The following is a 12,082-nucleotide window of genomic DNA, read 5'->3' as shown; positions in this document are numbered from 1 at the left end:
AGTAATTGATACATTTATCAATCATTGGTCGCCATTATATTTATCGAAAGTTATTAATTTAAATAAATCCCTTAATCAATTATTTATCCAAAAAGGAATTACCTATGTTAAAGAAGAACTTGTTATCTATCGCAGTTGTAACCGCAGCCATGTCACTAGCAGCGTGTAACGACACTGAAACTGTTGCGGAGCCAACTGAACCAGAAGCGACTGAAGAAATGGCAGTTGAGCCAGTTGCTGAGACAGAAGCTGTTGAAGCAGAGCCAATGGCCGAAATGGACATGGAAGCGACTCAAACTATCGCTGAAATTGCAGCAGAAAATGAAAACCTAACTATCTTAACCGCTGCGCTACAGGCTGCTGGTCTTGATACTATGCTAATGGAAGAAACTAAGCATACTGTATTTGCACCAACTGATGATGCATTTGCGCCAGTACTAGAAAAACTAGGCGTGACTAAAGAAGAGTTGTTGGCCAATACAGACTTGTTAAAAACGGTTCTTCCTTACCATGTACTAGCAATGGAAGTTAAAGCGGCTGATATCCCATACGGTACTGAGATTGAAACGGCGAATGGTAAAACCATCACTATCAGTGAAGACAATATAATTACTGATGCTACTGGTAACACAGCAAATATTACTGGTACAGATATCATGGCAACCAATGGTGTGGTTCACACTATCGATGCAGTATTAATGCCTGAATAAGCTGTCTATTAACGCGTAGATTCGTAATCTACAAGTTATTTAAAGAAAGCCTAGCCATCGTGCTAGGTTTTTTTATGTCTATGAATTAAAAATAGGGGAACTGTGGTTTACCTATACTGGTACGACGACTTAATTAATATAAAGTAGTTTAATGCTAAAGCGAGCTCTATAAAGAAGACAGGCAAAATACAAAATAACAGTCAGATGTTATTTCGAATACAGATTAATTTTGAGAATAAAAGGGCAGTTTTAAGGTATTAAATCAGCTCGTATGAACGTGGGCTTTGATGTTTTTTCAGCAAGCTATTCTTTAGCAGTGTATAAAATTAACCAAACAAAAAAGCCCGAGAACATGGTCTCGGGCTTTTTGTTTATTCAGTAAGATTAAATAGCAATCTTATTAAATCGACTTACACTTTATCTTTACGTAATGGATCAGCGTTCATGCTTTTTTGCTGCGCTAGATGACGCTCTTCCCAATACGGTGCGTTTTTGATACCGAATTTAGCAGGATCAAAACTATAGCGAGTTACGCCAGCTTTGCGCTGAGCTTCATAGTCTTTAAGCATAGTAAGGGTTGGACGAGCCACGATGAAAATGACAAGAATACCAACAATGTTAAGCCAAGCCATAAGACCAACACCGATATCACCGATTGCCCAGATATAACCAGCTGAGTTTAGACCACCATAAGCAACCATCGCCATGATAAGCACTTTCACTAGGAATAGACCAGTTCTGTTTGCACTACGACCGAGGAAACGTGTTAAGTAAGCCACGTTTACTTCAGCGATGTAGTAGTAAGCCAGAATTGTCGTAAAGGCAAAGAAGAATACAGCGATTGCGATAAAGACATTACCAAACGTACCGTATACAGATTCCATTGCCATTTGCGTGAACGCAGGAGCATTGATTTCAGTAGCAGCGGCGACGTTCTGTACGATGAACTGGCCATCTGGTAGCGTACCTTGAATGTTGTACATACCAGTAGACAAGATCATGAATGCAGTAGCAGAACATACTAGTAATGTATCAACATATACTGAGAATGCCTGAACTAGACCCTGCTGTGATGGATGCTCAACTTCAGCAGCAGCAGCAGCGTGAGGACCTGTACCCTGACCAGCTTCGTTAGAGTAGATACCACGTTTCACACCCCAACCGATAGCAGCACCAAAACCTGCTTGTGCAGTGAATGCATCACCAACAATCATACCAAATACATCTGGAATCAAGCTGAAGTTGCTGAACATGATGATTAGCGCTAGGGCAATATAACCTAAAGCCATGAAAGGTACTGCAAACTCAGTAAAGGTTGCAATACGCTTAATACCACCGAAGATGATGATACCTAGCACGACTAAGATGATAGCCAAGCCGACCAAACGCATAGAGCCAACTTCTAGGCCTGCAACGTTCATGATCGTACCTTCGCCCATTACCTGTGCAAATGCACTGATAACACCGTTCGCCTGTACACCAGGTAAGAACATACCACATGATAAAATAGAAGCGATTGCGAAGAGGATGCCGTACCACTTTTGACCAAGGGCACGTTCAAAGTAATAAGCTGGGCCACCGCGATACTCGCCAGTTACCACATCTTTTTCTTTGTAAATTTGAGCAAGAGTAGATTCGACATAGGCTGTAGATGCGCCTAGGAAGGCTACGATCCACATCCAGAATACGGCACCTGGGCCACCGAAGCCGATAGCAGCAGCTACCCCAGCGATGTTACCCATACCCACACGACCGGCGAGTGAGACGGCAAGTGCCTGAAATGATGAGATACCCTGTGCACTAGATTTACCAGTGAATAGGAGTTTGATCATCTCACCGAATAGACGTACTTGTACAAAGCGCGTCATAATGGAATAGAACAGACCGGCACCCAAGCAGAGATAAATCAGCGCTGGGCTCCAGATAATTCCATTTACTAAGTTAACTAAACCTTCCATATTTATGTTCCTAGTACTGTCTCAAGGTGGCACTGTTTGCTAGGAGTAAACTAACTGGTTAACTTACTTATTTAAGTTAAGCAGTTAAAGTCTCTGCATCGACTTATTTGTTGTCTAAGTCTCATGTGCTGGGCCACCAAGAATGGACTGTAGTTGTCTGTATTTACCCGCGTATCTCATCAGTAATACGGACTATTTGCATAGCGCTTATCACTGATAATATTAATATCAGCTGCGTTTACTATTATTCTACAACCTCAACTACTGCGGTCTTCTATCATCATGTTATACATCAGATGAGTCATAAGTTGACCGGCGGATAAAACAGGCGGTTATATAATTAAATATCCATCACCATGATGGCATTCAACTTACTATGAGCTGTCTTGAATAAATACATGACTGGTATGGCGAATTGACAGTATTTAGCGATAATTTGACAGTTAATTGATGTTTTTATTAAGAAATTAACAACTCGCTAATACTAATCAAACTATAAGTCCACTACCAAATGTATTCAAACCGTACGGCTACGTAACTGCAATTTGCCATATTTTTGTACTAATTACTAGAAATTTCTTTGTAGACGGTAGATATATTCGTATTTTATTTAGCAGATACATTAGCAAGATTTCGATAATATATAAATAATTGTTTGTACTTTCATAACATTTAGTCTGATTGCGCTAGACTGCTAAATTTTTGCTCTATATCTATCATGATAAAAACGCGTTATCGTTAACATTATGCGGTTGTGTTTTGGTAACGGTCAATTGTAAAAAGCCGTATATAACGCCATCATTAGGACAACTTCTTTTGATATCATGCTGATAGAGTGATGCGCAGATATACAATATATAGGGCGCATGACCGCTGTATGAATACCAAGAAAACTTAAAAATATTAAAAACGTGGTACTGGATATTTGTTATTTATCATTATTAGGAGAATCAACAATGACACGTAAATCTATTATGAAGCCGATGTTGCTAGCCGCTTTATTGACAACTTCTACGGTTGGTCTAAGTGGCTGTGGCTACAACAACCTGCAAGCACAAGATGAACAGGTCACTGCTTCATGGTCAGAAGTGGTTAACCAGTATCAGCGCCGTTCTGATTTGGTGCCAAACTTAGTCAAAGTCGTACAGCAATATGCTGAGCAAGAACAAGAAGTCTTCACCCAAGTGGCAGAAGCTCGCTCACGTGCGGGCGGTATTACTGTGACGCCAGAAGTACTCAATGATCCAGAAGCGATGGAGCGTTATGCAGCAGCGCAAGAGCAGATGACAGGTGCATTGTCACGTTTGATGGCGGTATCTGAGCGTTATCCAGATCTAAAATCAGATGCACTGTTTCAGGATTTGCAGGCACAGTTAGAAGGTACTGAAAACCGTATTGCTGTTGCTCGTAACCGCTACATCCAAGAAGTGCAAGGATACAATACAACGGTACGTCAGTTCCCAACCAACATCACTGCAAAAGTATTTGGGATGGATACTAAGCCCAACTTTAGTGTGGCAAACGAAGAGGCGATTTCAACCGCACCAAGTGTTGATTTTGGCGACTCTACAGAAAAGTCTGCTGAATAAAATTTAGAATGAACGTGACGACATAGCGGTATAGGCAGCTCTGTTTATTTAGCTAATGGTTCAACGATGATTAGTTAGAGTCTATCAATTGGTAAAGATGTTATCTGAGGTGGTATAGATTAGATGAATAATTCAAAAGCAATCTTATCAGCATTACTGTTTACGTTAGGTGTCGTCAGCGTGCCTGTATTGCACGCTGCACCCAATGATACAGCGGTGGCGACAGATAGCACCTCGGATCTGCAAAACCGTAGTGTCGAAGAGTTGGTGGCCGTTGCTAAAGCAGGCGAGTCTAACGAAGCAATCAATGATGCTGTATTAAATAACGATGCTATCAATGAAGCGGTGCTCGGCAACGACGCGATCAATCAAAACGCAGATAACCAAAGCGCAGCAAATGGTACTGCCAATGCTCAAACCGATCAGCCACCAGTACGCTCCAGTGCCGAGGGTGTTGATGCTGATAAGTTGATACTCAATGAACCAGTCGTTGATCAAGCCAATATTTTAAATCCTCAAGAAAAGCTACGTCTAGAGGCGCAGCTTCGAAGTATCTATCAGCAGGGATTAGCACAAGCAGCGGTGGTTATCGTACCAACTACCAATGGCGTACCAATATTTGATTATGCCTTGCAAGTTGCTGAGAAGTGGGAACTGGGTGATGAAGCTATCGATGACGGTCTGCTAATTGTGGTCGCTGTCAATGACCGTGATATGTATATCCTAACGGGTTACGGGCTAGAAGGGGTGTTGCCAGATGCTGCGCTCAACCGTATCATTCGTGAAGATATCACGCCGTTATTTAAGCAAAATAACTATGGTGCAGGGATAATCGCTGGTGTTGAAGCGCTCAAAACACGCCTAACTGCTGATCCTGAAGTCTTAGCCCGTGCTGATGAGCAAGCTGCAGAGCGCGCTGCTCAACAAGGCTCAAATGAGCTACCATCACCTACTTTCTTATTTATTATGGCATTGGTATTTGGTGGTGTTATTACCAGTATCTTTGGGCGCGTGTTTGGTTCTACTATAACCGCTGGTGGTTTTTTTGTGGGATCATTAGCCTTGGGTGGCAGCTTCATTATGACATCTATTATGACGATATTTATATGGCTGTTTTTGATATTTGCTAGTGGTGGCGGTGGAAAAGGCGGCGGCGGTAAAGGTGGGCGCAGAGGCGGCATGATTTTCTTACCCGGTATGGGCGGCGGTAGTGGAGGCGGCTTTGGCGGTGGTGGTTTCGGAGGCGGCGGCTTTGGCGGTGGCGGCGGTGGTTTCGGCGGCGGCGGTGCAGGTGGCTCGTGGTAAGTATTCCATATACGCAAACAAAATAAACTCTACATAACCATCGAAAACGACGTACTTGAGGAAATAATATAATGGTAGAAGACAACGCTTCAAACCCCAGTTTTGCCCGCTGGTGGCGCCAAGTTTTGTTCGTCCCTTTATTACATAGTAAGTGGCTAACAACAGAATCTAAGGCGCGTTTAACAGATGCTGTGACACGAGCTGAGCGTGGGCATCGTGGTGAGGTGTTCTTGATTGTAGAAAATCATCTGCCTATCCAAGAAGCTTATCGCATGAACTGCCGTGAGCGTGCGATTGATTTATTTAGCGAATATCGCGTCTGGGATACCGAAGAAAACACAGGTGTCTTGATCTATGTCAATATATGCGAGCGTAAACTAGAGATTGTTGCAGACCGAGGTATCAGCGCCCATGTGAGTCCAACGGTATGGAATGCAATGTGTGAAAAGGCGGTATCTGGTATTGCTACCCAAAAGACAGAAGAGAGCTTAGCTGAGTTGCTAGACGAAGTGGGGCAGGTGCTACGTCAATATTATCATTTAGAGCATAATCCAGAGGGTAATGAGCTGTCTGATACAGTAGTATTTTTAAAGTAGTTTGCGCCTTGGACGGTTTTACTAAGAGGGCTACTTTTATAAGTAGCTTATCTATACGATCAAAGGGTTTTGTTTTAGGCGATATGATTTTAGTGTTAAAATAACTCTTCTGGGACAGATGACGCCTTATATATACAGTTTGATTATCCTACTGTGCAATCATTCACTAGGGCTCGTCTTGATAAAACCATTATTGGAATACTATGATTGAATTAATAAAGAAATTACCGAAAGCTGAACTTCATCTACATATCGAAGGTTCGCTAGAGCCTGAGCTTATGTTTAGATTGGCCAAAAAGAACAACGTAGAGATACCTTACAAAGATATCGAAGATGTACGCAGTGCTTATAACTTCACCAATCTACAGACCTTTTTAGATATCTACTATGCGGGTGCCAACGTCCTACTCACCAAAGATGATTTTTATGATTTGACGTGGGAATATATTCTTAAATGTGTCGAAGATAATGTTATTCACACAGAGATATTCTTTGATCCACAGACGCATACCGAACGCGGCGTGCCTTTTGAAGCGGTCATCACAGGTATCAAAGAAGCGCTTGCAGATGCCAAAGCAAAATACGGTATTACATCATGCATCATCATGTGTTTTTTGCGTCATTTATCGCAAGAAGAAGCTTTTGAAACGTTAGAGCAAGCACTGGACTATAAAGACGACATTATCGGTGTGGGTCTGGACTCATCAGAATTAGGCAACCCGCCATCGAAGTTTAAAGAGGTCTTCCAAAAAGCTAAAGAAGAAGGCTTTAAGTTGGTTGCTCACGCAGGCGAAGAAGCAGACTTTTCGTATATCTACGAAGCGCTAGATTTATTGAATATCAATAGAATTGATCACGGTGTGCAATCTATAAAAAGCCCAGAGTTGATGCAAAGACTCAAAGATGAGCAAATGCCACTGACCGTTTGCCCGAACTCAAACATCGAGCTAAAAGTTTTCGAGACTTATAAAGAGCACAATATCAAAGAGCTTTTAGATTATGGTCTAAATATCAGCGTTAACTCAGATGACCCTGCGTATTTCAAAGGGTATGTGAATCAAAACTTCATTAACCTATATGAGAATCTACCGATTACGGAAGACGATGTTATTACTTTGGTAAAAAACTCGTTTAAATCGGCATTTATTAGTGATGAGTTGAAAGAAGCTTACTTGGCGAGAGTTGATCTTGCATTGAAATAAGCTACAACGAGCTTGTTTTTAGTAGCAAAGGCTTAACGGTTTATATAAATCGTTATGCCTTTTTTATTGTCTGTCATGCAGCAATGTTTATAAGTAGTAGTGTTTATAAAGTAGTAATCTCTGCTATAAGCAGCGGCAAAACGATTCCAGCCTTTTCTGCTAATGTGATATCGACGATGGTATTTGGTGTTGGATCAGGGTTTATCTCAATAACTTGCGCGCCATTCTGTTTGGCTGATTGTGCCAATCCAGCAGCAGGATAAACCAAGCTTGAGGTACCGATACTGATAAACACCTCGCAATTAGCTGCAGCTTCTTCGGCAGTCTGCCATGCCTGTACAGGTAGAGCTTCGCCAAACCAAACAATATCTGGTCTGATATAACCGTCGCAATGCGGACAGCTAAGCAGTGTTTTATCAAAGCTCATGGTGCCTTGATTATCGTATGACCCTCTCGATTGATTTTGATAGGGTGTCTCACACTGACCACAGCGGTTGCGCCACAGATTACCATGCAGGTGAGTCACCGCGCTACCAGCTTGCTCGTGCAAATCATCGACATTTTGGGTGATGAGTGTCACTTGCTGATCGGAGGTTTGCGCATGATACTGCCACTGAGCCAACGCATGATGGGCTGGATTTGGCGCTTTGTCTGCGACCATTTGCCGACGCCACTGATACCATGACCACACCAGCTTTGGATCACGAGTGAACGCTTCAGGGGTGGCCAAGTCTTCGACACCATAGTTCTCCCACAGTCCTGTTTGTTTATCTCGAAACGTTGGGATGCCGCTTTCTGCTGAAATACCAGCCCCAGTCAAAATGCAAATACGCTGCTTCGATGCCAGTAGTTGTGTGGCAAGTTTTACTTCTGCTATTAACGCTGGTGATAATTCTGCTAACATGAGCCAACCCTTGCTAATAATGGATGTTTTTACTTATGATAGACGGAATTTGGTGGCTTGTCATATTGTTCGCTGTCATCGCAGTTTTATGGTTCGTGGCAAAATCGCGCGGCGCAAAAGCAGGCGAAAAGCATAATGGCGCAAAATCAAAAAATGCAACACCGAATGATGCGCTGCAAAAAACATCAGCGATATTAAAGCAGCATTTTGCTGATTATCGAGTCACGCGTAAGGCAAATCATTTGCTCGTTAGCAAACAAGATAAAAAAATTGCGATGATTACGATTGATAAAAAGATTGCTGAGGGTCAGCGCCGTTTGGGTGATGTGCCCGTGATCAATTATCACCGTATACCTAGCCGTGCTCAATTGACTGCCAATTTACAAGATGCAGAGTAATTTTGCTATATAGTCAATCCTCTATAAATTGGCTACGGTGTCAGTCTCGCTCAGTCTACTACTTGTAGTACTTTCACTCGGCTTCCTTGTATCCAAATTATACTGAATCGACTATAGGTGAGAGCACTAGAAGTATACAAGCACAGAAAAATCGCAAACATTTTGAAGTGTAGGTTTAATAAGTCTAGGTAGTTTAAGATAGTACTAAGGGAAGGGTAGAGCGAGGTTATAAACAATATGATTGGTGCGCTCGGCGGGAATCGAACCCACGACCCTCGGCTTCGGAGACCGATACTCTATCCAACTGAGCTACGAGCGCATACGATAACGATATGTCTGACTGTCACGCTTAGATGCGCATGATAATTAGCATAAGGTGTCTAGAAATAAAGACCGCTTAGTCTAACAAATAAAAAGCATAAAGCCAATAAATGACAGTCGCGATTGAGGTTTTTTAAGAAAAAACAGCCAAGTCATTAAACAAGCATGGCAATTTACCTGCCTTTTCCCTTATAATGTTGGGGAGAATTCATATTTATAATCACCGATTGCAAGTGCGCTGGCACGCGGGATGGCTGTCTGCTATTGAAGACTTAGAGGTCGTCAAAGGAGGACAGACAGAATGTCCGAGCCGTGCTAGTCCTTGTATACGTAATAAGAGAACGTGACGAATGAGAAAAGTAGTTATGTTATCGGCAGCTGCCATTCTAGGAATCGCTAGTATCGCGGTGAGCCAAGCTGAAGATGTTGTAGACACTCCTGTAACTGCATCAGACGTAGCAGAAGGCCAAGAGGTCGTAGAAGCTGCTCCTGAAACGCTAGGTGACGATACCCAAGCTGCTGCAGATACGACAGATGGTGCTGCACCCACTGACGAAGCCGCTCCAGCAGAAGGCGAAGAAACTGCCGCTGCAGCGCCTGCCGCTGATGAAGAGCCAATTCCACAAGATACGCCGCAAGTACAGAAGCTAATTGCTTTGTATCCCAATCTGATTGCGCGTATCCAGCCTGTTGCCAATATCTGTTTTGAAGATGGTGAAGCTTGTGACGTAACGGCACGCTCATCTGGCCCAGCCGCTGGCGACGGTCCTCGTGACGGTAAAGCGGTATATAACGCCGTATGTCATACTTGTCATACCGCAGGCTTGCTAGGCTCTCCTATCTTTGGTGATGCTGGCGCTTGGGGTCCACGTATCGCAAAAGGTAAAGATACGCTATATACCCATGCTATCAATGGTTTCAATGCGATGCCTGCTAAAGGTGGCGCGGATATTCCTGATGAAGAAGTTCAAAATGCCGTAGATTATATGATCGCAGAAGCAAGCTAATCTTTGTTGATTACCTTCCAAGCTTTTACGATAGTTATCTATAAAGCGCCTATTTCAGTGATGAGATAGGCGCTTTTTCATGATGAGTATTATTAATATGGTACTTCGAATATAAGGCAGTTGAAATTCGTCATGAGTAGCCTCATTTTATGAGATTAGTTCGTTTATTACCGTACATTGTCACCTTTAGAGAGTAGAGTGTGTTGAACATTCTTATACGGCTTTTGCCTATATGATAATGATAGTCGAATGTTCAACACGGCCTATTATTCTAAAATCGCATTTTATATAAATTGATAACAAATAAAGAGGTCTTCATGTCTGATGCACCAGCACTCTCCATAAAAAACCTATCCAAAACCTACGACAATGGGTTTTCGGCATTAAAAGGGGTTGATTTAACGGTACCACAAGGTGGTTTCTTTGCGTTACTTGGGCCAAACGGCGCAGGTAAATCTACCATGATTGGTATTATTAGCTCATTGTTTAAGCCAACCACTGGTAGCGTCCATATTTTCGGCACAGATCTGTTAGAGAACCCTTCGATTGCCAAGCAATACCTTGGTGTTGTACCGCAAGAATTTAACTTTAATATGTTCGAAAAAGTCGAAGATATCCTAATTACGCAAGCGGGTTATTTTGGTATTCCGGCAAAAGAAGCCAAACCACGCGCAAAAAGACTGTTAACAGCGCTGGGATTATGGGATAAACGCGACAGCAAATCACGTGAGCTATCTGGTGGTATGAAGCGCCGTTTGATGATTGCCCGTGCATTAATTCATAAACCAAAGCTATTGATTCTGGATGAGCCAACGGCGGGTGTTGATATCGAGCTTCGTCGCTCGATGTGGGAATTCATGCAGCAGATTAATATCGAAGAAAACACCACTATTATTCTGACGACTCATTATCTCGAAGAAGCTGAGCAATTGTGTAAACGCATTGCGATCTTGGATCACGGTGAAATTCGTATCAATACGGAAATGAAAGAGCTACTGGCGCAGTTGTCGGTAGAGACGTTTGTATTTGATTTGGATACGCCGCTCACTGAGCAGTTGGCTCTAACAGGAGTCACAGGGGTCTCGCAACCAGATGAGCAAACGCTAGAAGTTACCTTGACAGAAGGTGAGTCACTAAACGGTGTCTTTGATCAGTTGTCTGATAAAGGTATCAGTGTGGCAAGTATGCGCAATAAAGCCAACCGACTAGAAGAGTTATTTATGCGCTTGGTAGACAAAAACATTCAGAGTGCAGATAGCATGAAGGAGGCGGGATTATGAGTCAGGAACTAGTCGATCATAATAAAACAATGTCATTGAGTAAGAAGTGGATTGCGTTTCGTACTATTTGGTTCAAAGAAGTGCGCCGTATTTTACGTATCTGGCCGCAGACATTACTACCACCAGTTATCACGATGAGCTTGTATTTTGTCATCTTTGGTAAAATGATTGGCTCGCGTGTGGGTGAGATGGGCGGCGTGCCATATATGCAGTTTATCGTGCCTGGTTTGATCATGATGTCGATCATTACCAACAGTTACTCTAACGTCGTCTCAAGCTTCTTTAGTGCTAAGTTCACGTCTAGTATCGAAGAGCTTTTGGTCTCGCCAGTATCCAAGCATGCTATTTTGATGGGTTATATCAGTGGTGGTATCTTCCGTGGACTGGCTATCGGTGTGATTGTCTCGATAGTGGCGCTTTTCTTTACCGATCTTGGTATCGAGCATTTATTTGTGACTGTATTTACGGTACTTGGCACGTCTATCTTGTTTTCGTTAGGCGGTTTTATCAATGCGGTATTTGCACGCTCGTTTGATGATATCTCTATTATCCCAAGCTTTGTACTGACGCCATTGACCTATCTTGGCGGTGTGTTTTATTCGATGGAGAATTTATCGCCATTTTGGCAAAATATCTCGCTACTGAACCCTATCGTCTATATGGTCAACTCATTCCGTTACGGTATTCTTGGCTACTCTGATGTCAATGTTTGGTATTCGATGGCGGCTATTTTTGTGTTCTGTGCGATATTCTATACCATCGCTTATCGCTTGCTAAGTAACGGTTCGCGCGTGCGTCTATAGTGCGTATTA

At 42.7% G+C, this 12,082-nt stretch carries 11 protein-coding genes and 1 tRNA gene; 9 read left to right on the top strand and 3 right to left on the bottom strand.

Features of this window, described 5'->3' with window-relative positions; all coding sequences use genetic code 11:
• Positions 1-104: 104 nt before the first annotated feature.
• Positions 105-710 carry a fasciclin domain-containing protein gene (locus tag CXF61_RS12470; protein WP_101204951.1) on the top strand — a complete coding sequence of 202 codons (606 nt, stop codon included), beginning with the start codon at positions 105-107 and terminating at the stop codon, positions 708-710.
• A gap of 410 nt (positions 711-1,120) precedes the next feature.
• Here the strand turns inward: CXF61_RS12470 and CXF61_RS12465 are convergent, their stop codons facing one another.
• Positions 1,121-2,668 carry an alanine/glycine:cation symporter family protein gene (locus CXF61_RS12465; RefSeq protein WP_101204950.1) on the bottom strand — a complete coding sequence of 516 codons (1,548 nt, stop codon included), beginning with the start codon at positions 2,666-2,668 and terminating at the stop codon, positions 1,121-1,123.
• Between the two features lie 956 nt (positions 2,669-3,624).
• On the opposite strand from CXF61_RS12465, the gene CXF61_RS12460 reads away from it, so the two are divergent.
• From CXF61_RS12460 to CXF61_RS12445, 4 genes are all read left to right on the top strand, one after another.
• Positions 3,625-4,257, top strand: coding sequence for a LemA family protein (locus tag CXF61_RS12460; RefSeq protein WP_057758539.1), 633 nt, complete (start codon positions 3,625-3,627; stop codon positions 4,255-4,257).
• Positions 4,258-4,380: 123 nt separating this feature from the next.
• On the top strand, positions 4,381-5,562 hold the full coding sequence (locus tag CXF61_RS12455; RefSeq protein ID WP_165598423.1) for a TPM domain-containing protein: 1,182 nt from the start codon (positions 4,381-4,383) through the stop codon (positions 5,560-5,562).
• 71 nt (positions 5,563-5,633) lie between these two features.
• Entirely contained in the window at positions 5,634-6,158 is a 525-nt protein-coding gene (locus CXF61_RS12450) for a TPM domain-containing protein (RefSeq protein WP_165598422.1), read from the top strand.
• 203 nt (positions 6,159-6,361) lie between these two features.
• The gene (locus CXF61_RS12445) at positions 6,362-7,360 is read left to right on the top strand and encodes an adenosine deaminase (RefSeq protein WP_165598421.1); all 999 of its coding nucleotides are present in this window, start codon (positions 6,362-6,364) and stop codon (positions 7,358-7,360) included.
• Between the two features lie 103 nt (positions 7,361-7,463).
• On the opposite strand, the gene CXF61_RS12440 is transcribed toward CXF61_RS12445, so the two are convergent.
• Positions 7,464-8,264 (bottom strand): SIR2 family NAD-dependent protein deacylase, encoded by an 801-nt coding sequence (locus CXF61_RS12440; RefSeq protein WP_165598420.1) that lies wholly within the window; start codon positions 8,262-8,264, stop codon positions 7,464-7,466.
• A gap of 35 nt (positions 8,265-8,299) precedes the next feature.
• Between CXF61_RS12440 and CXF61_RS12435 the strand changes: the two genes are divergently transcribed.
• On the top strand, positions 8,300-8,662 hold the full coding sequence (locus tag CXF61_RS12435) for a hypothetical protein (protein WP_165598419.1): 363 nt from the start codon (positions 8,300-8,302) through the stop codon (positions 8,660-8,662).
• Between the two features lie 242 nt (positions 8,663-8,904).
• Here the strand turns inward: CXF61_RS12435 and CXF61_RS12430 are convergent.
• A tRNA-Arg gene (locus CXF61_RS12430) sits at positions 8,905-8,981 on the bottom strand.
• Positions 8,982-9,333: 352 nt separating this feature from the next.
• Here CXF61_RS12430 and CXF61_RS12425 point away from each other — a divergent pair.
• The 3 genes from CXF61_RS12425 to CXF61_RS12415 all read left to right on the top strand — a co-directional run bounded on the left by CXF61_RS12425 (position 9,334) and on the right by CXF61_RS12415 (position 12,073).
• Positions 9,334-9,990, top strand: a complete 657-nt coding sequence (locus CXF61_RS12425; RefSeq protein WP_165598418.1) for a c-type cytochrome — start codon at positions 9,334-9,336, stop codon at positions 9,988-9,990.
• 317 nt (positions 9,991-10,307) lie between these two features.
• Entirely contained in the window at positions 10,308-11,270 is a 963-nt protein-coding gene (locus CXF61_RS12420) for an ABC transporter ATP-binding protein (RefSeq protein WP_101204942.1), read from the top strand.
• A 29-nt stretch (positions 11,271-11,299) separates the two neighbouring features.
• On the top strand, positions 11,300-12,073 hold the full coding sequence (locus tag CXF61_RS12415; protein WP_057762348.1) for an ABC transporter permease: 774 nt from the start codon (positions 11,300-11,302) through the stop codon (positions 12,071-12,073).
• The last annotated feature ends 9 nt before the right edge of the window (positions 12,074-12,082 follow it).

Source organism: Psychrobacter sp. 4Dc (assembly GCF_002836715.1).
Taxonomy (GTDB): Bacteria; Pseudomonadota; Gammaproteobacteria; order Pseudomonadales; family Moraxellaceae; genus Psychrobacter.
This window is presented reverse-complemented; position numbering and strand designations above follow the sequence as displayed.

What these genes read in the sequence shown, in the direction of transcription:
- CXF61_RS12470 (WP_101204951.1), top strand. Translation starts at nt 105, where the DNA reads ATGTTAAAGAAGAACTTGTTATCTATCGCAGTTGTAACCGCAGCCATG.
- CXF61_RS12465 (WP_101204950.1), bottom strand. Translation starts at nt 2,668, where the DNA reads ATGGAAGGTTTAGTTAACTTAGTAAATGGAATTATCTGGAGCCCAGCG.
- CXF61_RS12460 (WP_057758539.1), top strand. Translation starts at nt 3,625, where the DNA reads ATGACACGTAAATCTATTATGAAGCCGATGTTGCTAGCCGCTTTATTG.
- CXF61_RS12455 (WP_165598423.1), top strand. Translation starts at nt 4,381, where the DNA reads ATGAATAATTCAAAAGCAATCTTATCAGCATTACTGTTTACGTTAGGT.
- CXF61_RS12450 (WP_165598422.1), top strand. Translation starts at nt 5,634, where the DNA reads ATGGTAGAAGACAACGCTTCAAACCCCAGTTTTGCCCGCTGGTGGCGC.
- CXF61_RS12445 (WP_165598421.1), top strand. Translation starts at nt 6,362, where the DNA reads ATGATTGAATTAATAAAGAAATTACCGAAAGCTGAACTTCATCTACAT.
- CXF61_RS12440 (WP_165598420.1), bottom strand. Translation starts at nt 8,264, where the DNA reads ATGTTAGCAGAATTATCACCAGCGTTAATAGCAGAAGTAAAACTTGCC.
- CXF61_RS12435 (WP_165598419.1), top strand. Translation starts at nt 8,300, where the DNA reads ATGATAGACGGAATTTGGTGGCTTGTCATATTGTTCGCTGTCATCGCA.
- CXF61_RS12425 (WP_165598418.1), top strand. Translation starts at nt 9,334, where the DNA reads ATGAGAAAAGTAGTTATGTTATCGGCAGCTGCCATTCTAGGAATCGCT.
- CXF61_RS12420 (WP_101204942.1), top strand. Translation starts at nt 10,308, where the DNA reads ATGTCTGATGCACCAGCACTCTCCATAAAAAACCTATCCAAAACCTAC.
- CXF61_RS12415 (WP_057762348.1), top strand. Translation starts at nt 11,300, where the DNA reads ATGTCATTGAGTAAGAAGTGGATTGCGTTTCGTACTATTTGGTTCAAA.